The 19,898-nt window shown below is 64.8% G+C and carries 21 protein-coding genes and 1 tRNA gene; 14 read left to right on the top strand and 8 right to left on the bottom strand.

What is annotated here, in order from left to right; all coding sequences use genetic code 11:
• Positions 1 to 29: 29 nt before the first annotated feature.
• Positions 30 to 1,979, bottom strand: a complete 1,950-nt coding sequence (locus AADV58_RS03895) for a dynamin family protein (RefSeq protein WP_028994828.1) — start codon at positions 1,977 to 1,979, stop codon at positions 30 to 32.
• 65 nt (positions 1,980 to 2,044) lie between these two features.
• On the bottom strand, positions 2,045 to 2,878 hold the full coding sequence (mutM, locus tag AADV58_RS03890; RefSeq protein WP_028994827.1) for a bifunctional DNA-formamidopyrimidine glycosylase/DNA-(apurinic or apyrimidinic site) lyase: 834 nt from the start codon (positions 2,876 to 2,878) through the stop codon (positions 2,045 to 2,047).
• A gap of 87 nt (positions 2,879 to 2,965) precedes the next feature.
• Here mutM and AADV58_RS03885 point away from each other — a divergent pair, with 87 nt between their 5' ends.
• The 14 genes from AADV58_RS03885 (at position 2,966) to AADV58_RS03820 (ending at position 15,022) form a co-directional block, all read left to right on the top strand.
• The gene (locus AADV58_RS03885) at positions 2,966 to 4,630 is read left to right on the top strand and encodes a tetratricopeptide repeat protein (RefSeq protein ID WP_341744127.1); all 1,665 of its coding nucleotides are present in this window, start codon (positions 2,966 to 2,968) and stop codon (positions 4,628 to 4,630) included.
• Positions 4,627 to 5,196: a lipoprotein insertase outer membrane protein LolB gene (gene lolB, locus AADV58_RS03880; RefSeq protein WP_341744126.1), complete on the top strand. Its 570-nt coding sequence runs from the start codon at positions 4,627 to 4,629 to the stop codon at positions 5,194 to 5,196. The genes AADV58_RS03885 and lolB overlap by 4 nt, the downstream gene beginning before the upstream one ends.
• Complete coding sequence (ispE, locus tag AADV58_RS03875) at positions 5,193 to 6,041, top strand: 4-(cytidine 5'-diphospho)-2-C-methyl-D-erythritol kinase (RefSeq protein WP_341744125.1); 849 nt, start codon at positions 5,193 to 5,195, stop codon at positions 6,039 to 6,041. Before lolB ends, ispE begins: the two co-directional genes overlap by 4 nt.
• A gap of 75 nt (positions 6,042 to 6,116) precedes the next feature.
• Positions 6,117 to 6,193 (top strand) — tRNA-Gln (locus tag AADV58_RS03870).
• A gap of 90 nt (positions 6,194 to 6,283) precedes the next feature.
• Positions 6,284 to 7,234 (top strand): ribose-phosphate pyrophosphokinase, encoded by a 951-nt coding sequence (locus AADV58_RS03865; protein ID WP_028994824.1) that lies wholly within the window; start codon positions 6,284 to 6,286, stop codon positions 7,232 to 7,234.
• Between the two features lie 55 nt (positions 7,235 to 7,289).
• Entirely contained in the window at positions 7,290 to 7,892 is a 603-nt protein-coding gene (locus AADV58_RS03860; protein WP_028994823.1) for a 50S ribosomal protein L25/general stress protein Ctc, read from the top strand.
• Positions 7,893 to 7,961: 69 nt separating this feature from the next.
• Complete coding sequence (gene pth / locus AADV58_RS03855; RefSeq protein ID WP_028994822.1) at positions 7,962 to 8,540, top strand: aminoacyl-tRNA hydrolase; 579 nt, start codon at positions 7,962 to 7,964, stop codon at positions 8,538 to 8,540.
• A 20-nt stretch (positions 8,541 to 8,560) separates the two neighbouring features.
• Positions 8,561 to 9,652 (top strand): redox-regulated ATPase YchF, encoded by a 1,092-nt coding sequence (ychF, locus tag AADV58_RS03850; protein ID WP_028994821.1) that lies wholly within the window; start codon positions 8,561 to 8,563, stop codon positions 9,650 to 9,652.
• 11 nt (positions 9,653 to 9,663) lie between these two features.
• Positions 9,664 to 11,403, top strand: coding sequence for a putative bifunctional diguanylate cyclase/phosphodiesterase (locus AADV58_RS03845; RefSeq protein WP_341744124.1), 1,740 nt, complete (start codon positions 9,664 to 9,666; stop codon positions 11,401 to 11,403).
• A 94-nt stretch (positions 11,404 to 11,497) separates the two neighbouring features.
• Positions 11,498 to 12,613: a bifunctional 3,4-dihydroxy-2-butanone-4-phosphate synthase/GTP cyclohydrolase II gene (gene ribBA / locus AADV58_RS03840; RefSeq protein ID WP_341744123.1), complete on the top strand. Its 1,116-nt coding sequence runs from the start codon at positions 11,498 to 11,500 to the stop codon at positions 12,611 to 12,613.
• A gap of 3 nt (positions 12,614 to 12,616) precedes the next feature.
• On the top strand, positions 12,617 to 13,093 hold the full coding sequence (ribH, locus tag AADV58_RS03835; protein WP_341744122.1) for a 6,7-dimethyl-8-ribityllumazine synthase: 477 nt from the start codon (positions 12,617 to 12,619) through the stop codon (positions 13,091 to 13,093).
• On the top strand, positions 13,086 to 13,556 hold the full coding sequence (gene nusB / locus AADV58_RS03830) for a transcription antitermination factor NusB (RefSeq protein ID WP_028994818.1): 471 nt from the start codon (positions 13,086 to 13,088) through the stop codon (positions 13,554 to 13,556). The genes ribH and nusB overlap by 8 nt, the downstream gene beginning before the upstream one ends.
• Before the next feature lie 4 nt (positions 13,557 to 13,560).
• Complete coding sequence (gene thiL / locus AADV58_RS03825; RefSeq protein ID WP_028994817.1) at positions 13,561 to 14,544, top strand: thiamine-phosphate kinase; 984 nt, start codon at positions 13,561 to 13,563, stop codon at positions 14,542 to 14,544.
• The gene (locus tag AADV58_RS03820) at positions 14,534 to 15,022 is read left to right on the top strand and encodes a phosphatidylglycerophosphatase A family protein (protein ID WP_028994816.1); all 489 of its coding nucleotides are present in this window, start codon (positions 14,534 to 14,536) and stop codon (positions 15,020 to 15,022) included. Before thiL ends, AADV58_RS03820 begins: the two co-directional genes overlap by 11 nt.
• Positions 15,023 to 15,112: 90 nt before the next feature.
• Here AADV58_RS03820 and AADV58_RS03815 read toward each other — a convergent pair whose 3' ends face one another.
• The 6 genes from AADV58_RS03815 to narJ are packed head-to-tail and all read right to left on the bottom strand — an operon-like array spanning position 15,113 to position 19,893.
• Positions 15,113 to 15,772 carry a carbonic anhydrase gene (locus AADV58_RS03815; protein WP_081700159.1) on the bottom strand — a complete coding sequence of 220 codons (660 nt, stop codon included), beginning with the start codon at positions 15,770 to 15,772 and terminating at the stop codon, positions 15,113 to 15,115.
• The gene (locus tag AADV58_RS03810) at positions 15,769 to 16,035 is read right to left on the bottom strand and encodes a biotin/lipoyl-containing protein (RefSeq protein WP_028994815.1); all 267 of its coding nucleotides are present in this window, start codon (positions 16,033 to 16,035) and stop codon (positions 15,769 to 15,771) included. The genes AADV58_RS03815 and AADV58_RS03810 overlap by 4 nt, the downstream gene beginning before the upstream one ends.
• Positions 16,036 to 16,042: 7 nt before the next feature.
• Entirely contained in the window at positions 16,043 to 16,690 is a 648-nt protein-coding gene (locus AADV58_RS03805; RefSeq protein ID WP_028994814.1) for a response regulator, read from the bottom strand.
• Between the two features lies 1 nt (position 16,691).
• Positions 16,692 to 18,614, bottom strand: coding sequence for a type IV pili methyl-accepting chemotaxis transducer N-terminal domain-containing protein (locus tag AADV58_RS03800; RefSeq protein ID WP_341744121.1), 1,923 nt, complete (start codon positions 18,612 to 18,614; stop codon positions 16,692 to 16,694).
• Between the two features lie 30 nt (positions 18,615 to 18,644).
• Entirely contained in the window at positions 18,645 to 19,334 is a 690-nt protein-coding gene (narI, locus tag AADV58_RS03795; protein WP_028994812.1) for a respiratory nitrate reductase subunit gamma, read from the bottom strand.
• A 10-nt stretch (positions 19,335 to 19,344) separates the two neighbouring features.
• Complete coding sequence (narJ, locus tag AADV58_RS03790; protein ID WP_028994811.1) at positions 19,345 to 19,893, bottom strand: nitrate reductase molybdenum cofactor assembly chaperone; 549 nt, start codon at positions 19,891 to 19,893, stop codon at positions 19,345 to 19,347.
• Between the last annotated feature and the right edge of the window lie 5 nt (positions 19,894 to 19,898).

Here is a 19,898-nt window from a genome sequence, read left to right as displayed (position 1 = left end):
CGTGGGCTTTTTTGCGTTAACCGCCGGGTTCAGGCGGCGCGAAGTTCTTCCATCTGTTCCGGCGACATCAGGTCGCGGACGCGGAAGTCGATGTCGTCGAGCATGGCCAGTTGCCGTTCGAGCACCTGACCGACGCTTTCGAGTTCGCTGATCCGGTCTTCCAGCGTATCGGTCGCCTGATGGATGCGCTTGATGCTTTCCAGGCGGCGCTTCAACTGGATCTGGTGCTCGCGCACCTGGGTTTCCATCGGCGCCATGATCGCCCGCAACCAGGCCTCGGCATCGCGGTTGGCACGTTCGAAGGCACGGCGGACCTGGATGGCGACTTCTTCGAAGAACTTTTGCGTGATGTTCTTCTTGTCGTGCGTCAACAGCGAGACCATGGTGTTCAGGTGGCTGTCGCACCAGGCTTCCAGACGGTCGATTTCCTTTTCGTAACGCAGCAGCGAGAAACTGGCCGGCGAGCCGAGCTTGAGCCCGTGTTCGACGGAGAACTTGCGATAGACCGCGTCCATCATCGCCAGGATTTCGCGGACCTCGTTGCCGGAATCGCTCAAGGCCTTGCGCGACTGAACGAAGAACGACTGCATTGCCGCTGACAAGCTGCGCGAGAAGGTGGCTTCGAGCATGGTGGCGCGCGTTTCGCCAGTCAGCTGGCGCAGGCGATCCATGCCGAGATGGGCGAACAGGTTGTTGGTCAGCGTCGAAAACACGCTGCGCACGGCGTAGTAACGCTGCAGGCCTTCCTCGAATTCTTCCTTCTCGGCGCGGACCTTGCCCATCATGTATTCGACGACGCCGCGATTCTTGCCACGCAATTCGGTCAATTCGCCCAGTTGCTCGCGCAGACCGTCGAGCCGGGAATCGAGCAGGGCGCGCACGCGCCGGACAACGTCGCCGAATTCGCTTTCGGTACTTTCGCAGACGATCTCGCGCTTGGCCGGAATCAATTCGCCGGACAGCGCAGCTTCGAGCGCCGGCAGGCGGCTGCGCGCCAGCAAGTCGGCATCGTCGTTGATCTTGGCCACCAGCCCCTTCTGGGCGGAAACCGGGAACACCTGCGAGGTCGGCAGATCGAGGATGGAGGCACAGCTATCCACCTGGCGCGCAATCTCGGCTTCGATTTCCGCTTCGGTCTTCAGTTCGTCCCACTGGCCGTCGATCTTGTTGAGTACGACCATGCGCCCGCGCCGGGTCGAACCGCCGGTGCAGATGTGTTCCTTCCAGATGTTCAGGTCGGACTGGGTGACACCGGTATCGGCGGCCAGGATGAACAGCACGGCATGGGCGTTCGGTAACTGGGACAGGGTCAGTTCCGGTTCGGCACCGATGGCGTTCAGCCCCGGCGTGTCGAGGATGACCAGCCCCTGCTTGAGCAGCGGATGCGGGAAATTGATCAGTGCATGGCGCCAGCGCGGCACTTCGACCAGACCGTCGTCACCGACGCGGTACAGGTCGACCTCGCCGCTACCCACCTCAAAACCCAACCGACCGGCTTCCTCGGGCGTCACCCGGGTGGTTTCGCTGACGTGGCGCAAGGCTTCCTGCAGGCTTTCCGGCGAATCGACGTCGAGCGGCAGCGTGGTCCATTCCTCGGGGAAACGCTTGTATTCGCTGACACCAGAATTCGAGGCGCGGGTCTGGATCGGCAGCAATTCGACGCCCGGCAGCTTGTTGCCATCGAACAGCAACTCGGTCGGACACATGGTCGTGCGGCCGGCCGACGAGGGCAGCATGCGGTCGCCGTAGTCGGCAAAGAAGATGGCGTTGATCAGTTCCGACTTGCCGCGCGAGAACTCGGCGACGAAGGCGACATTCAGCCGGTCTTCGCGCAGGCGCTCCTGCAATTGCGCGAGCCGCAGGTCGATCTGGCCGTCGGACAACTCGTTGTCGCCCAGCCAGCGCTGGAATTCGGCAATATCGTTGGACAGCAGCGTACGCCACGCGGTGTAAGCGGCAAATTGATTGGCAAGCGACATGGCAACGACCCCAGCGAAGAACCGAACTTCAATTTAGCATAAATTCAGCGGCTTGCCGCCGGCTTTCAATGCTGACAGCCTGGACAGTAATAGGTGCTGCGCCCGGCCTGGCGGATCTGCCGGACCACGCCGCCGCAGCGAAGACAGGGCTGCCCGGCGCGGTCATAGACGCCGGCCTGGATCTGGAAGCAGCCGGCACCGCCGTCGCTATGCACGTAATCGCGGATGCTGCTGCCACCGGCAGCAATCGCCGCCGACAGGGTTGCGCGCACGGCATCGACCAGCACGCCGCAGCGCAGACGGCTGATCCGGCTGGCCGACCGCAAAGGGGAAATACCGGCACGGAAGAGGCTTTCCGACGCGTAGATATTGCCGATGCCGACCACCAGATGCCCGTCCATCAACACCGGCTTGACCGGCGCATTGCGCCGCGACAGCGCGGCGTGCAGCCAGTCGGCCGTGAAATCGTCGGCCAGCGGTTCGAGACCGAGCACGGCGATCAGCGGATGCGCGGCGGCGGCGGCCGGCGGACCGGGCTGCCAGAGGATGACGCCGAAGCGGCGCGGATCGGCGAAGCGCAGTATCTGCGTCGGCAACATCAGGTCGAAATGGTCGTGTTTTTCCGGTGGCAGGTCGGGCGGCACGAAACGCAGGTTGCCCGACATGCCGAGATGGATGATCAGCGTTCCCGACAGCCCCTCACGCCGGCAATCGATCAGCAGGTACTTGCCGCGCCGGCGGACATCGACGATCAGGTAACCCGGCAGCCAGTCGCGCAGCCCGGGCGGAATCTCGTGGCGCAGCTTCGGTGCCCGGATGACCACACCCCGAATCTGCTGCCCCATCAGTTCCGGGGCGATCCCCAGTCGGCAAACCTCGACCTCCGGCAATTCCGGCATTGCTTGTTCCTCCGCGCATTCCCAAATAACATCGCAAACTTGTCCGTTATTATGCGTTCAAACACGCACGCCATCCGGAAAGCCATCATGTCCCCGAAGCAACTCGTCGTCGCCCTCACCCTGGCCCTCGGCCTGCCGGCCTGGGCGGCCACCCCATCCGCCGAAGAAGACCTGCTCGGACGCACGGTATTCCAGGTCCTGCTCGGCGAACTGGCCTTGCGCGAAGGCGCCGTCGACCTCAGCGTGCAGGCCTGGGCCGACCTAGCCGAACGCACCCGCGACCCGAAAGTCCTGTCCCGGGCCGTCGAGATCGCCGGCTTCGCCGGTGACAACGTCCGGGCACTGCAACTGGTCCGACTCTGGCTCGAAGTCGAACCTGAATCGAGCACGGCCCGCCAGTCGCTGGTCGCGCTGCTGATCCAGACCCGCCAGCTCGATCAATTGCGCCCGCACCTGGCCAATCTGCTCGAAGCCGACAAGGAAAACCTGGCGAACAACCTGCTGCACCTGAACCGCATGCTCGCCCGGATCACCGACAAGGCCGGCGTGCTCGACCTGCTCGACAGCGTGCTGGCCGGCTACCGCGAGCTGCCGGAAGCGCATTTCGCGCTGGCCCAGGCGGCACTGGCCGCCAATGACACCACCCGGGCGCTGGCCGAAACCGAACAGGCGCTGCGCCTGCGCCCCGACTGGGAAGCGGCCGCCATCGCCCATGCCAAGCTGCTCGGCCGCAGCAACGCCAGCACCGGCATCGACGACCTGGCGCGCTTCGTCAAACGCTACCCCAATGCCCGCGACGCCCGCCTGGCGCTGGGCCAGATGCTGGTTGCCGAGAAGCGCCTCGACGAAGCCCGCCAGCAGTACCAGCGCCTGCTCAAGGATTACCCGGACGAACCCTCGGTCCTCTATCCGGCAGCCATCCTCGCCCTGCAGGCCGGTGACCGCGACAGTGGCCGTCAGCAACTGACCCATCTGCTGGAAACCGACTATCCCGACAAGAGCGGCATCCACTACCTGCTCGGCCAGATCGCCCAGGAAGCCGGGCAGCCGGATCAGGCCATCGGCCATTTCCGCCAGGTCACTGCCGGCGAGCGTTACATCGCTGCCCGCAGCCGGGTGGCGATCCTCCTGCTCAGCCAGGGCAAGCGCGACGAAGCGATCGCCCTGCTGCGCCAGACGCGCGGCGCCACGCCCGGCGAACGTACCCAGCTGGCGCTGGCCGAAGCCCAGTTGCTGCGCGAAAGCGGCGACGAGGCCGGCGCCTACGCCGCCCTCGAGAAGGCCCTGCTGGGCGCGCCCAACGACCCAGAACTTCTCTACGACGCGGCGCTCACCGCCGAACGCCTGGGCCGCCACGAGGCCATGGAAACCCGCCTGCGCCACCTGCTCAAGCTGCACCCCGAGCATCCGCACGCCCTCAATGCGCTCGGCTATTCCTACGCCGACCGCAACATCCGCCTCGACGAAGCCGCCGTCCTGCTCACCCAGGCCATCGCCCTGGCGCCGGAAGACGCCTTCATCATGGACAGTGTCGGCTGGCTGCAGTATCGCCAGGGCAAGCTGGCCGAGGCGCTGACCACGCTGCAGAATGCCTACCAGCTCAAGGCCGATCCGGAAATCGCCGCGCATCTTGGCGAAGTCCTGTGGCAACTCGACCGCCGCGACGAAGCGCGCAAGATATGGCAGGACGCGCGCAGCCAGCATCCGGGTAATGCTGCACTGAACGCCGTCATCCAGAAATTTCTGCCTTGAAGCGACTGTTCGCCGGCCTGCTCGGCCTTGCCTTGCTGGCCGGCTGCGCGCCGGCACCCATCCAGCCGCTGCCGGCCCGCGACGCGCTGCAGGATTTCGCCATCGAGGCGCGCTTCGCCCTCAAACTCATCCAGCCCAACGGCCGCCAGGAATCCGCTGGTGGCCGCCTGAACTGGACACACGAAAACGGCATGGACCGCGTGCTGCTGGCCAATCCGCTGGGCATCGGCCTGGCCGAAATCGACGCCGCGCCCGGGCGCGCCGTGCTGCGCACCGGTGACGGCAAGGTCTACCAGGCCGAAGAGCCCGATCAATTGCTGGCCGCGGCCACCGGCCAGCCGCTGCCACTCAGCCGCCTGCCGGCCTGGCTGCTCGGCCGGGCTGCGCCGGCCGGCACGCTGGAACGCGACGCCCACACCCGGCCGCTGCGCCTGCAGGAAGACGGCTGGCTGATCGAATACCGCTACAGCGACGACAACCCCGATGCGCTGCCGCAACAACTGCAGGCATCGGGCCACAATATCGAGTTGCGCCTGCGCATCGAAACCTGGAAGAGCCAACCGTGACCCACCGGGACTGGAATAGCGACTGGCCGGCACCGGCCAAACTCAATCTTTTCCTGCACGTAGTCGGCCGCCGCGCCGACGGCTACCACCTGCTGCAGACCGTATTCCGCTTCATCGACCGCTGCGACACCCTGCGCTTCTCGCCGCGTAGCGACGGCCGCATCGAACTGGCGACGCCGATTCCCGGCGTCCCGGCCGACAGCGACCTGACCGTGCGCGCCGCCCGCCTGCTGCAGCAACACACCGGTTGCCGGCAGGGCGCCACCCTCCATCTCGACAAGCGCCTGCCGATGGGCGGCGGCCTGGGCGGCGGTTCGTCGGATGCCGCCACCGTGCTGCTCGCCCTCAACCACCTGTGGCAGACCCGGGTACCGCGCGCCGAACTGGAGCGCCTGGGCCTGACGCTGGGCGCCGATGTGCCGGTCTTCGTCCATGGCCGCAACACCTTCGCCGAGGGTGTCGGCGAGGCTTTCACCGATGTCGAGTTGCCGCCGGCCACCTATCTGGTACTTCACCCTGAGGTCCAGGTGCCGACCGCGGCCATTTTCGGCGCCCCGGAACTGCGCCGCGACACGCCGGCCATCCGCCCCGCCGACTGGCGTCCGGGCGACGGCCACAACGACCTGGAAGCCGTCGCCTGCGCCCGCTTTCCGGCCGTTGCCGAACATCTGGACTGGCTGCGCCGCCAATCGCCGACGGCGATGATGACCGGCTCCGGCGCCTGCGTCTTCGCCAGCTTTGCCGACCGTGCCGCCGCCGCTGCAGCACTGGCGGCGTGCCCGGCGGGCATGAACGGCTGGCTGGCCGACGGGCTGCCGTTTCACCCATTGGCAGAAATTGTTTAAAAGGGCTGGATTTCCAAAACGCCCTCCTGTATCATTCGCGCCTCGTTCGAACGACACCCAGTTTGAACGAACCGCAGGGGAGTCGCCAAGTTGGTCAAGGCACCGGATTTTGATTCCGGCATTCGAAGGTTCGAATCCTTCCTCCTCTGCCAGTTTCCCTTCGGGCAGGTCTTCGGCCTGCCCGATTTTCATTGTATCGGGCGAATTCGCGGCGCGCGCGGAGTCCCCGGAGGAATGCGGAAATGGCCTACAACAGCCTGATGGTCTTCACCGGCAACGCCAACCCCAAACTGGCCGCCGAAGTCGCCAAGAACCTGAACGTCGATCTCGGACGCGCCAATGTCGGCCGCTTTTCCGACGGCGAAGTCAGCGTCGAACTGCAGGAACACGTCCGCGGTCGCGACATCTTCGTGCTGCAATCGACCTGCGCACCGACCAACGACAACCTGATGGAACTGCTGGTCATGGTCGATTCGCTCAAGCGCGCGTCGGCCGGCCGGATCACCGCCGCCATCCCCTATTTCGGTTACGCCCGCCAGGATCGCCGCTCGCGTTCGTCGCGCGTGCCCATCGCCGCCAAGCTGGTCGCCAACATGCTGGCCGCTTCCGGCGTCGACCGCGTGCTGACCATGGACCTGCACGCCGAACAGATCCAGGGGTTCTTCGACATCCCGGTGGACAACATCTATGCGCTGCCGATTCTGCTCGAAGACATCATGAAGCAGAACTACGAGAACCCGATGGTCGTTTCGCCCGACCACGGCGGCGTCGTCCGCGCCCGTTCGCTGGCCAAGCGCCTCGAATGCGACCTGGCGATCATCGACAAGCGCCGCCCGAAGGCCAATGTTTCCGAAGTCATGAACATCATCGGTGAAGTCGACGGCCGTACCTGCATCATCATGGACGACATGGTCGACACCGCCGGCACGCTGTGCAAGGCGGCTACCGCCCTGAAGCAGCACGGCGCCAAGAAGGTCGTCGCCTACTGCACGCACCCGGTGCTGTCCGGCCCGGCGGTCGAGCGGGTCAACGATTCCGACCTCGACGCCCTGGTCGTCACCGACACCATTCCGCTGCGCGACGATGCCGCCGCCTGCCCGCGCATCCGTCAGCTTTCCGTGGCCGACATCATGGCCGAAACCATTCGCCGGATCAGCAACGACGACTCCGTCTCGTCGCTGTTCATCGATTAAGTCTTTTCAACCTTCCCGATCTGGTCGCGGACCGGGAAACTACTGGAGTAGTACCATGCAATTTGAAGTTATCGCCAATGTGCGCAATCTGCAGGGATCGAGTGCGAGCCGCCGCCTGCGTCGCGCCGGCACCGTTCCGGGTATCGTCTACGGTGGCGATGCCGCCCCGACGGTCATCGAAACCAACCACAACGACCTGCTGCTGAAGATGAAGAAGGAAGCTTTCCATTCTTCGATCATCACGCTGAACATCGACGGCAAGAAGGAACAGGTCCTGCTGCGCGATTACCAGACGCACGCCTACAAGCCGCTGATCCTGCACGTTGATTTCCAGCGCGTCGACGCCACCCATGAGCTGCACATCAAGGTGCCGCTCCACTTCGTCAACGAAGAAGCCGGCCCGGGCGTCAAGCTCAACGGCGGCCTGGTCAACCACGTTGCCACCGAAGTCGAAGTCCACTGCCTGGCCAAGGACCTGCCGGAATTCATCGAAGTCGACCTCGGCGCGCTGAACGTCGGCGACAACATCCACGCTTCGCAGCTCAAGCTGCCGAAGGGTGTTGCCGTGGTCAAGCACGGTGAAGACGACCCGATCGTCGTCAGCATCGTCGGCAAGGGTGGCGCCAAGGCTGCCGAAGGCGAAGCTGCTGCCGAGTAATTTCCGGCATTCCGCAGTCATGGCCGCCGCTGGCTTTTTGCCGCCGGCGGCCTTTTCGCATCGACACTCATGACTCCTCCGCGCCTCATCGTCGGCCTCGGCAACCCCGGCCCCGAATACGAAGCCACCCGGCACAACGCCGGTTTCTGGTTCGTCGACCGACTCGCCGAGCAACTGAAGCTCAGTCTCGCCCCGCAAGCCAAGTTCTTCGGCAAGGCGGCGCGCGCCGGCGAACTGTGGCTGCTGCAACCGACCACCTTCATGAACCGCTCCGGTCAGGCGGTGGCGGCACTGGCCAACTTCTACAAGATTTCCCCGGCCGAGATCCTCGTCGTGCACGATGAACTCGACCTGCCCCCCGGCGGCATCCGCCTCAAGCAGGGCGGCGGCAACGGCGGCCACAACGGCCTCAAGGACATCCAGGCCAAACTGGGCACGCCGGACTTCTGGCGCCTGCGCCTGGGTATCGGTCACCCGCGCACGCTCGGCCTGGCGCAACAGGTTGTAGACTTCGTCCTGCACCAGCCGCGCAAGGAAGAAGCGCCCGACATCGAACACGCCCTGCACCGCAGCCTGCTGGCCTGGCCCAGAATCGCCGCCGGTGACTACACCGGCGCCCAGCAACAGTTGCACGGCAAAGCCGTCTGACCCGAACACAAGGAAAAACCATGTCTCTGAAATGCGGTATCGTCGGCCTGCCCAACGTCGGCAAATCCACCCTCTTCAACGCCCTGACCAAGTCGGGCATCGCTGCCGAGAACTATCCGTTCTGCACCATCGAGCCGAACGTCGGCATCGTCGAAGTGCCCGATCCGCGCCTGGCGCAGCTGTCGGCCATCGTCAAACCGCAGAAGATCCAGCCGGCCATCGTCGAATTCGTCGACATCGCCGGCCTGGTCGCCGGGGCCTCCAAGGGCGAAGGTCTGGGCAACCAGTTCCTGGCCAACATCCGCGAGACCGACGCCATTGTGCACGTGGTCCGCTGCTTCGACGACCCCAACGTGATCCACGTTTCCGGCAGCGTCGATCCGATCCGCGACATCGAAGTCATCGATACCGAACTGGCGCTGGCCGACCTGGCCACCGTCGAAAAAGCGCTCAACCGCTACCGCCGCCCGGCCAGCGCCGGCGACAAGGAAGCCAAGATCCTGGTCGCCGTACTGGAAAAGTGCTTTGCCCAACTCGACCAGGGCAAGCCGGTGCGCGCCCTCGACCTGAGCAAGGAAGAGTGGGCAAGCATCAAGCCTTACTGTCTGATCACCGCCAAGCCGGTGCTCTACGCCGCCAACGTCGCTGAAGACGGCTTTGCCGACAATGCCCTGCTGGCCAAGGTCGAAGCCCACGCCGCCGCTGAAGGCGCCCAGGTGGTCGCGTTGTGCGCCGCCATCGAAGCCGAGATCGCCGACCTCGACGACGCCGACAAGATCGACTTCCTCGAATCCATGGGCCTGACCGAACCCGGCCTCGACCGCCTGATCCGCGCCGGCTACAAGCTGCTCGGCCTGCAGACCTACTTCACCGCCGGGGTCAAGGAAGTGCGCGCCTGGACCATCCACGCCGGCGACACCGCGCCGCAGGCGGCCGGCGTCATCCACACCGACTTCGAACGCGGCTTCATCCGCGCCCAGACCATCGCCTTCGACGACTTCATCCAGTTCAAGGGTGAAGCCGGCGCCAAAGAGGCCGGCAAGATGCGTGCAGAAGGCAAGGAATACGTGGTAAAAGACGGCGACGTACTCAATTTCCTCTTCAACGTCTGACACCCACGACCATGCCCGGCACCGCGCTCGCCAACACCAACCCAGCCAGTGAGTTGAGCGCGGCGGTACTGCAACGCATTTTCCTGCAGTGCAGCGAGGCCGTGCTGATCACCGACCGCAACAACTGCATCGTTGCGGTCAACGCCGCCTTCTCGGAAATGTCCGGTTATCCGGCGGAAGAGGTGATTGGCGGCAACCCCCGGATGTTCGCTTCCGGGCGCAACGAGCCAGCTTTCTACGCCAGTATGTGGCGGGCGATCAACGAGCAGGGCGTGTGGTCCGGCGAGATCTGGGACCGGCGCAAGGACGGCCAGCTCTACCCGATCTGGCTGACGGTTTCGGCCGTGACCGACAACACCGGCGAAGTGAGCAATTACGTTGCCACCTTCACCGACATCGGCGAACGGATCGAGGCCACGCAGCAATTGCTGCACCTGGCCTATCACGATCCGCTGACCCTGCTGCCCAATCGCCTGGCCTTCGAATCGCAACTGGAACTGGCGATCCGCAGTTGCGAGCGCGACCACAAGCAGGTCGCGCTGATGCTCATCGACCTCGATCATTTCAAGACGGTCAACGACACCCTCGGCCACGCCACCGGCGACGAACTGCTGAAGAGCGTCGCCATCCGCCTGCGCGACTGCGTACGCGCCAGCGACATCGTCGCCCGGCTCGGCGGCGACGAATTCGTCGTCGTGCTGCCCGACATCGACAGCGCGATGACCGTCGCCACGCTGGCCGGCAAGGTGCAGCACCGCCTCGCCGATCACAGCCACCAGATCGGCGTGCACAGCCTGTACGCGACGCCGAGCATCGGCATCAGCATCTACCCGGGCGACGGTCGCGACCGCGAAACCCTGCTGCGCAACGCCGATGTCGCCATGTACCACGCCAAGGACCGCGGCCGGAACAACTACCAGTTTTACGCCAGCCGGATGAACGAAGCGGCCGGCGAGCGCCTGCAGATGGAAAATGCGCTGCGTCAGGCGCTGGCATCGATCACGCCGGAACACTCGCCGTTCTCGCTGCACTTCCAGCCGCAGATCAATGTCGCCGACGGCCGCGTGGTCGGCCTCGAAGCCCTGGCTCGCTGGCACGACCCGGTGCTCGGCCAGGTGCCGCCCGACCGCTTCATCCGCATCGCCGAAGACAGCGGCCTGATGCAGCCGCTCGGCGACTGGGTGTTCTGGGAGACCTGCCGGCACATCCGCCGTTTCCGCGAGGCTGGACTGAGCGGCCTGCGTGTCGCCGTCAACATCTCGGCCCAGCAACTGCGCCACGAGGCCCTGCCGATGCTGGTGCGCGGCGTGCTCGCCTGCTACGACCTGACGCCCCAGGACCTGGAACTGGAAATCACCGAAAGCACGGCGATGCAGAACCCGGACCTGACGCTGGCCATCCTCAACCAGTTCTCCGACATGGGCATCGTGCTCGCCATCGACGACTTCGGTACCGGCTATTCCTCGCTCGCCTACCTCAAGCACCTGCCCATCCACCGCCTCAAACTCGACCGTTCCTTCGTCAAGGACATCGAGACCGATGCCAACGATGCGGCGATCTGCTCGGCCACCGTCGCCCTCGGCCACAACCTGGGCCTGGAACTGGTCGCCGAGGGTGTCGAGACCGATATCCAGCGCGAATTCCTGACCCGCCTCGGCTGCGACGTGCTGCAGGGCTTCTTCTACAGCAAGCCGCTACCGGCCGACCAGATCATCGAATACCTGCGCCACTTCCAGCCGGTGACGCCTTAGGGGCGCACGCAAGTCCCTGCGCCGATTAGCAAACTTTCCCTGCGACCCCGCGTTTCTGCGAAAATAGCAGCCCTTTTTGGAAACCCGAATTCCCATGCCCCCGCATCCCGCCATTGCCTCCACCGAAGAAATCGTCGCCGAACTCAAAGCCGGCCGCATGGTCGTGCTGGTCGACGAAGAAGACCGCGAGAATGAAGGCGACCTGGTCATGGCCGCCGAGCACGTCACGCCGGAAGCGATCAACTTCATGGCCAAGTACGGCCGCGGCTTGGTCTGCCTGACGCTGACCGGCGAGCGCTGCCGCAAACTCGGCCTGAGCCAGATGGCGCGCAGCAACGGCACCCAGTTCGGCACCGCCTTCACCGTCTCGATCGAAGCCGCTGAAGGTGTCACCACCGGCATTTCGGCTGCTGACCGGGCACACACCATCCGCACCGCAGTGGCCCGCAACGCGATTGCCGACGACATCGTCCAGCCCGGCCACGTCTTCCCGATCACCGCCCGCGAAGGCGGCGTGCTGGTCCGTGCCGGCCACACCGAAGCGGGTTGCGACCTGGCCGGCATGGCCGGCCTGGAACCGGCGTCGGTGATCTGCGAGATCATGAACGACGACGGCACCATGGCCCGCCTGCCGGAACTGATCGAATTCTCGAAGCAGCACGGCCTGAAGATCGGCACCATCGCCGACCTCATCCACTACCGCGCCGCCTCGGAAAAGCTGGTCGAGCGCGTCACCAGCAAGACCATCGCCACGGCGCATGGCGAATTCCTGATGCACGCCTACGTCGACCGCGCCGGCGGCGCCACCCACCTGGCGCTGGTCAAGGGCGAGATCCCGGCCGACGGCGAAACCCTGGTCCGTGTCCATGAACCGCTGTCGGTGCTCGACTTCCTCGACCCGGCAAGCAAGCGCCAGTCGTTCTCGATTGACGAGGCGCAGGCCGCACTGGCGAAGAACGGCCACGGCGTGATCGTCCTGATGCACCGTCCGGAAGACGGCGAAGCCCTGCTCGCCCGCCTGACCACGCCGGTCGATGCCCCGCGCCAGCAACAGAAATGGGACCCGCGCACCTACGGCATCGGCGCGCAGATCCTGCGCGATGTCGGCGTCGGCCGCATGCGCCTGCTCTCCAGCCCGCGCAAGATGCCCTCCATGACCGGCTTCGGCCTCGAAGTCACCGGTTTCGTCACTTCCCCTGCGGAGCTTTGATCCATGTCCCGTTTTGACAACGTATTCGAATACGACAAGAACCTCGACGGCAACGGCCTGACCGTTGGCGTCGTCATGAGCCGCTTCAACCTGCCGGTCTGCGAAGGCCTGCTCTCGGCCTGCGTCGCCGAACTCAAGCGCCTCGGCGTCGCCGACGAGGACATGGCCATCGCCACCTGCCCCGGTGCCCTCGAAATCCCGCTGATCCTGCAGACGATGGCGCAGACCGGCGAGTTCGACGCGCTGATTGCGCTCGGCGCGGTGATCCGCGGCGACACCTACCATTTCGAAGTGGTTTCCAACGACGCCTGCCGGGCGATCATGGAACTGCAACTGCACACCGGCATCCCGATCGCCAACGGCATCCTCACCTGCGACACCGACGAACAGGCGGAAATGCGCATGCAGCCCAAGGGCACCGACTGCGCCCAGGCGGCGGTCGAAATGGCCAATCTCCAGAAAGCCCTCATCAATGAGTGACCAGGAACAAACCCCGAAGGCGCCGCCCAAGTCGGCCCGTCGCCGCGCCCGCGAATTCGTCCTGCAAGGCCTCTACCAGTGGCGCGTCGGCGGTGCCGATGAAGCCGCCATCGAAGCCTATGCCCCCGAAATGGAAGGCTTCGCCAAGGCCGATCGCGAGTTCTTCGTTGGCACCCTGCGGGGCGTCATCGGCCAGCAGGCCGCCCTGACCGAACGCATCGGCGCCCACATCGACCGCCCCTTCGGCGAACTCTCGCCGATCGAGGCCAGCGTGCTGCTGATGGGCAGTTTCGAGATGGTCAACCATCCGGAAACGCCGTACCGCGTGATCATCAACGAAGCCATCGAGCTGACCAAGGCCTTCGGCGGTACCGACGGCCACAAGTACGTCAACGGCGTGCTCGACAAGATTGCCGCCGACGTGCGCGCCGCCGAGGTCGCTGCGCGGCGTAAAGGCCGCTGACCCCATGCCCGGCGAATTCGGCCTGATCGCGAAATACTTCGCCCGGCCGACGCCGTCGGCAGTCCTCGGCCCCGGCGACGACTGCGCGCTGATCCAGCCGTCGCCCGGCAAGCAACTGGCGGTGACCACCGACATGCTGGTCGCCGGCGTCCATTTCCTGCCCGATACCGACCCCGGCCGCCTCGGCTGGAAGGCGCTCGCTGTCAATCTCTCCGACCTCGCCGCGATGGGCGCAACGCCGCGCTGGGTGACGCTGGCCGGCGCCCTGCCGGCGGTCGACGAAGCCTGGATCGCCGCTTTTGCCGAAGGCTTCTTCGGCTGCGCGCGTGAATACGGCGTCGATGTGATCGGCGGCGACACCACGCGCGGGCCGCTCAACCTCTGCATCACCGCCATCGGCGAAGTCGATCCCGGCCGCGCCCTGCGCCGCGACGGCGCCAAACCCGGCGACGAAATCTGGGTGTCCGGCCGCCCCGGCCTGGCCGCGCTCGGCCTCGCCCACCTGCAGGGCAAGGTCAAGCTGCCCGAGCCCTGGCCGCGCCTGTGCGTCGCCGCCCTGGAAAAACCGCGCCCGCGCGTTGCCCTCGGCCAGGCCCTGACTGGCATCGCCAGCGCCGCCATCGACGTGTCCGACGGCCTGCTGGCCGACCTCGCCCACATCGGCGAACGCTCCGGCTGCGCCGCCGCCGTCCGCCTGGTACAACTGCCGCAACTGCGCGACCTGGCCGGCAGCGGCGACCACTACGACGCCGACCTGCGCCGCCTGGCGCTCGACTGCCAACTGGCCGGCGGCGACGACTACGAACTGGTATTCACCGTTCCCGCCGCGCTGCACACCCAACTGGGCGCCATCGCCGCCCGCCTGGAACTGCCGCTGTGGTGCATCGGCGAGATGGTCGACGGCGACGCCGGCACGGTCACCGTTTTCGACCCGGACGACCAGCCGGTCGACATCGCGCGCAAGGGATACGATCACTTTGGCCAGTAAACCGCCCAGCACCCGCTTCCTGCTCGCCCATCCGGCGCACTTCTTCGCCTGCGGCTGCGGCAGCGGGCTGACGCCGTGGGCGCCCGGCACCTTCGGCACGCTGTTCGCCTGGGCCAGCTTCATCCTGTTCCGCCCTTACTTCAGCGACGGCCAGTTGCTGTTCCTGTTCGCCGCCGCCTACCTGGCCGGCATCTGGTTCATCAACGTCGCCGGCCGCGCCCTCGGCGACCCCGACCACGGCAGCATCGTCTGGGACGAAATCGTCCCCTTCTGGCTAGTCCTGCTGATGACGCCGGCCGGCTGGCTGTGGCAACTGACCGCCTTCGTGCTGTTCCGCTTCTTCGACATCACCAAGCCGCAACCGGCCCGCTACTTCGACGAACACGTCAAGAACGGTTTCGGCGTGATGGCCGACGACCTGATCGCCGCCGGCTACACGCTGCTGATGCTGGCGCTGCTGAAGATCGTCGTTGCCTGAGCACATTTTTTTCAGGCCACCTTCCATACTAGGCTCCGCGCGGACAATCAAAGCACTGATGAACAACTGTGTGCGGGTCGGAGTAACTGGCTACTGCAACTGATACACCGCCCCCTCCGGCTGGGCCTGCACACCCATCACGGCGTCCGCCTCGACGAAGCTGCCGCGTTCGACGTCGAGCACCAGTACCTTGCCGGCCTCGATCAGGTAATGCCAGCCATGCAGGAACAGGCGACCGGCTTCGACGCCCTGGCGGACCATGGGATATTCGAGCAAGCGTTCAAGCTGCAGGACCACCGAGCGTTGTTCGGTGCGCCGTAACGCTTCCTCGCTGACGCTTACCGGCAGTACGGCCGGTCGGGCGAAGTCGAGCCAGGCATTGAGATTGGGCAGGGCTAGGTCGTGATCGTCGTAGAGTGCCCGGATGGCACCGCAATGACTGTGGCCGCAGACGACAATGTCGCGCACACCGAGCACGGCCACCGCGTACTCGACGGCGGCAGCCGTACCATGACCGACATGCTCGTCACTCCAGATCGGCACCAGGTTGCCGACATTGCGCACCACAAACAGCTCGCCCGGCCCTGCACCGGTCAGCAGATACGGCACCACGCGCGAATCGGAGCAGCCGATGAAGAGCATGCGCGGCTGCTGCCCTTTTTCGACCAGACGGCGGAAATGCTCGCGATAGCGGGGAAAGAAACGCCGTTCGAAACGGTTCAGGGATTGCAACAGGTCGTCCAAGCTCACGCCTCGGTATGCACGGTCAGCAGCGGCAGGCGCTCGCTCAGGTCGTCGCCGGGCGTGACGAAAATTTCTTCAACCGTCCCCGCGTAGGGCGAAGGAATGTCGAGCGCGACCTTGCCGGTTTCGACGACCAGGACGTTGTCGTCGGTCGCCACCCGGTCACCCGGTTTGACCAGAATTTCGAGAATGAACACGCGCCCGTTGGCGCAAGCGCCGCAGCTGCTCCAGCACGCCGGATAGCGCGGCATGTAGATCGTTCGGCGCATCGCCGGCTCAGCGAAAACCGTGGTCGATGGCGTATACCGCCGCCTGCACCCGGCTGGTGATGTTCAGCTTCTTGAAAATGTTCTGCACGTGGATCTTGACCGTGCTGTCGGCCAGATTCAGCAACTGGGCAATTTCCTTGTTGCTATCGCCGCGGGCGATGTGCGAAAGGATTTCCCGCTCGCGCGGCGACAACGGGTTTTCGTCTTCGCCCTTGGCCGCCTTACGCCCGGGATTGCGCACGCCTTCGACCAGCTTGCTGGACATCTCCGGGCAGACCACGGTTTCGCCATGCGCCGCCTGGCGGATGGCGGCGACCAGGGCTTCAGTGTCGATGTTCTTCAGCAAATAACCCCGGGCCCCGGCACACAGGGCATCGATCAGGTCTTCGCCGTCCTCCGAAACGGTCAGCATCAGAACCTGCGCCCGGATTTTTTCGGCCGCCAGTATCTTCAGCACCTCGACCCCGGAAATGCCCGGCATGTGGAGATCAAGCAGGATCACGTCCGGATCGAGGCTCTTGGCCAGCTTGACGCCGGCCATCGGGTCGCCGGTTTCACCCAGCAGGACGAATTCCTCGTAACGGCGCAGCAGCGCGATGATGCCGCTGCGAAACAGGGTGTGATCGTCGATGATCAGCAGGGACAGTTTATTCACTTCACGCTCCCGGACTTGAGAAATGGCGCAGCAGGAGGATGATCCTCGTCCCCTCGCCCACGCGCGACTGGATCTGCACTTCGCCGCCGATACGCGCCGCGCGCTCGCGCATGATGTTCAGCCCGACATGATCTTCAGAGCGCGATGCTTCCGGCGCGAAACCAACACCATCGTCCTCGATGACGATGCGGATGCGCGCACCTTCATGTTCGAAACGCACAGCCACGTGCTGGGCCCCGGCATGCTTGCGGATGTTGGAGAGCGCTTCCTGGACGATGTGGATGATCTGGATGCCCTCGTCCTCCGCCACCTGCAGCAGACCAACCTGGCGCTTGAAATTGACGGCCATGCCGGTCTGTACCTCAAAGCGTTGCAGCACCGTCATCAGCGCCGTTTCCAGGTCGGCGTGGCTGGCCCGGGTACGGAAATGCACCAGCAGTTCGCGCACGTCGTCGTAGCTTTCCTGCACGCCATTGCGGATGCGCTCGGCAACCTCCTGCGCCTCGGCGGTTTCCTCATGGCGCAACGAGTCCTGCAACAACTGGGTCTGAATGTTCAGATAGGCCAGGCCCTGGGCAATCGAATCGTGCAGCTCCTGGGCCAGCAGGTTGCGTTCTTCGTAAACCGCCGCTTCCTTTTCGCGACTGCGCAGACGCAGGTTTTCGATGGCCACGCCCAGGTGCTTGCCGAGAATGTCGAGCAAGGCCATTTCCTGCGGAGAAAACTGCCGTTCCTGGCGGTAATAGAGGTTGAACACGCCGACGACCTGCTTCTGGCAGACGATGGAAAACGCGCTGGCCGTGCGAAAGCCCTCGCGCACGCAGGTTTCCCGACACATCAGCGGCGGCGGATTGGCGGTATCGATCTGCTGCGACTGCCCCGAACTGAGGACCGCACCGCACAGGCATTCGCCGCAACGCAAGCTGCTTTCCTCGGCGACAAAAGCGGCCGACAGCCCCTCGTGGGAAACCGGTTCCATGAATTCGCTATCGCGCCCGAGCAAACGGATCATGCAGGCGTCGGCCCCCATGGCCACCCGCACGCGCCGGCGAAACCCATGACAGATGTCCTGCAGCCCGACCGGCTCGTTGAGAAAGGCCGTCGTTTCGTAGAGGACGCTCAGTTCCTGATTGCGCTCGGCCAGCGTCCGGGTTTTGCTGGTCACACGCTCTTCCAGTGTCGCGTACAAATTCTGCAGATGCTGGACCATCTGGTTGAACCCCGACGCCAGGGCACCGAATTCATCCCGGGATTCGAGCGGCAGGCGGACGCTGAAGTCGTCGCCCAGCATGCGCTTGATACCGCCGTGCAGGAGATCGACCGGGCGGATGACCTGGACGAAGAAGAAGCGGATCAGGATCAGGGTGCCCAGCACGGCCAGGATGATCAGGCCGACCTGCAAGGTGCGCAGTAGATTGGTGTTGAATGCGTAATTGCGTTCCATGGCCTGGACCAGGCTGTCGATCTGCGCAACGAAATCGCGGACCGAGGACTGGTAGGCCTGGAAGGCGCGGGTCTGCAATTCGACATCGTCGGCACGGCCGAAATCGGCAAGCAGCGGCACGATGCGCTCGCGCCAGTCCTGTTCGACGCGCTCCAGTTGCTGGCTGATCCGGTTGTCGCGCGGCGGCGCCAGCGGGCGCAGCGGGTCGCCACGACGCAGGTCGGCCAGGATGTGTTCGAACTCCCGGATTTCCCCGGCCAGATTCGCCTGCTGGCCGGACACCGGCTCGGGATGCTGGAGCAGGTTGCCGATGCGGTAGGAGCGCATGCGCAAACTCCCGGCGTCGTTGATCGCCGCCGCACCGCCTTCGAGTTTCCAGGAAATGAGCAGCGTCATGCCGACAGCCAGCAAGGCCACCAGGAAGAACACGGTCAGGATACCGATGATCTTGTTGGCGAGCTTTTGCTGGCTGTCAGGCATGTCGCTGCACGTCCCTGTGTTGGTGATGAATCAGGCCCGACGTTTGGCCCGGACGATCTGGTAAGCCCGACCGAGGTAGTTCACCGGTGCCGTCAGGACATGCACCAGGCGGGTGAAGGGGAAGACCAGGAAGACGGTCATGCCGAAGAACAGATGGGTCTTGAAAACCGAATCCACATTATCCAGCAATTCCGGTTGCGGGTTCAGCGTCAGGATGCTCTGTACCCAGTTGGCCAGCGCCAGCATGACTTCCGGGTTGCCGTGGTTGGCGTGACCGATGGAGACGGGAATGGTCGCCAGGCCGAGCAGCAGCGTCAGCATCAGCCAGCTCAGAACGAACATGTCCGAACCGCGCCCCGCTGCCCGCACGCGGGCATTGGTCAGACGACGGAACCACAACGCCAGGCCGCCGAGCAGCATCATGCCGCCGAACACCGTACCGGCAATGATCGCCAGCCACTGGTGCTGCATGTCGGAGACGCCGAGCGCCAGCCACAGGCCGTGCGGCAATACCAGACCGGCGAAATGCCCGGCGAAGATGGCCAGGATGCCGATATGGAAGAAATTGCTGGCGAAGACCATGCCGCCCTTCGACAGCAACTGCGTCGAGTCCGTCTTCCAGGTGTATTGCTCCCGGTCGTAACGGATCCAGCAACCGATGACGAAGACGGTCAGCACGATGTACGGATAGACCGCAAAAACGAATTTCGAAAGATTCATGTTGCTCTCCTCAGGCCGCCAGTTTCACCAGCGAGCCGAATTGGTTCACGACGCCGATCAGACGGGCATACGGGCTGGCCGCCTTGCCCAGGTTGTCGGCGATCACGCCGAGTACCTTGCCGGCGTCGCCCAGGAAAACGCGGGCTTCGTCGACCGCCAGCTCGGAGACGAACTCCAGCATCAGCGGCAGGAAGTCCGGCAACTCCTTCTCGTCGTGCTGGTAGCCGTAGCTCTTCAGGTACTCGGTCAGATCGATCAGAGCCGGGCCGCGCGTCTTCTCCTCGCCAAAGATGTGGTGAGTCAGGTGCAGGCTGTGTTCCGGCGTCAGGTCGAAGGTCTGCACGTAATTGGCCTGGACCACGGTCGCCTCGTTGTCGAGCAGGTAGTCGATGACGTAGGCGACGCCGAGGTGGTTCTCGGCGCTGAGCAGCCCCTGTTCGTCGAGATTCTCGACCAGGGTCAGCGCGCTGCCGGCCTGCGCGACTTCGCGGCGCAGTTCGGCGAGCAAGGCGTCATCCGGGTAATCGAGCAGTGCCGACAGCAGTTTGAAAATCAGCATGTCCG

This window comes from Azonexus hydrophilus, from assembly GCF_038368255.1.
In the GTDB taxonomy this organism is placed as follows: domain Bacteria; phylum Pseudomonadota; class Gammaproteobacteria; order Burkholderiales; family Rhodocyclaceae; genus Azonexus; species Azonexus hydrophilus.
The sequence above is the reverse complement of the archived record's forward strand: the minus strand, read 5'-3'. Positions and strand labels throughout refer to the sequence as shown.

Coding starts and splice junctions, on each gene's coding strand:
- ribH (WP_341744122.1), top strand. CDS start 12,617: ATGTCCCGTTTTGACAACGTATTCGAATACGACAAGAACCTCGACGGC.
- narJ (WP_028994811.1), bottom strand. CDS start 19,893: ATGCTGATTTTCAAACTGCTGTCGGCACTGCTCGATTACCCGGATGAC.
- thiL (WP_028994817.1), top strand. CDS start 13,561: ATGCCCGGCGAATTCGGCCTGATCGCGAAATACTTCGCCCGGCCGACG.
- AADV58_RS03800 (WP_341744121.1), bottom strand. CDS start 18,614: ATGCCTGACAGCCAGCAAAAGCTCGCCAACAAGATCATCGGTATCCTG.
- AADV58_RS03885 (WP_341744127.1), top strand. CDS start 2,966: ATGTCCCCGAAGCAACTCGTCGTCGCCCTCACCCTGGCCCTCGGCCTG.
- AADV58_RS03860 (WP_028994823.1), top strand. CDS start 7,290: ATGCAATTTGAAGTTATCGCCAATGTGCGCAATCTGCAGGGATCGAGT.
- pth (WP_028994822.1), top strand. CDS start 7,962: ATGACTCCTCCGCGCCTCATCGTCGGCCTCGGCAACCCCGGCCCCGAA.
- AADV58_RS03845 (WP_341744124.1), top strand. CDS start 9,664: ATGCCCGGCACCGCGCTCGCCAACACCAACCCAGCCAGTGAGTTGAGC.
- mutM (WP_028994827.1), bottom strand. CDS start 2,878: ATGCCGGAATTGCCGGAGGTCGAGGTTTGCCGACTGGGGATCGCCCCG.
- nusB (WP_028994818.1), top strand. CDS start 13,086: ATGAGTGACCAGGAACAAACCCCGAAGGCGCCGCCCAAGTCGGCCCGT.
- ychF (WP_028994821.1), top strand. CDS start 8,561: ATGTCTCTGAAATGCGGTATCGTCGGCCTGCCCAACGTCGGCAAATCC.
- AADV58_RS03865 (WP_028994824.1), top strand. CDS start 6,284: ATGGCCTACAACAGCCTGATGGTCTTCACCGGCAACGCCAACCCCAAA.
- ribBA (WP_341744123.1), top strand. CDS start 11,498: ATGCCCCCGCATCCCGCCATTGCCTCCACCGAAGAAATCGTCGCCGAA.
- narI (WP_028994812.1), bottom strand. CDS start 19,334: ATGAATCTTTCGAAATTCGTTTTTGCGGTCTATCCGTACATCGTGCTG.
- AADV58_RS03810 (WP_028994815.1), bottom strand. CDS start 16,035: ATGCGCCGAACGATCTACATGCCGCGCTATCCGGCGTGCTGGAGCAGC.
- AADV58_RS03895 (WP_028994828.1), bottom strand. CDS start 1,979: ATGTCGCTTGCCAATCAATTTGCCGCTTACACCGCGTGGCGTACGCTG.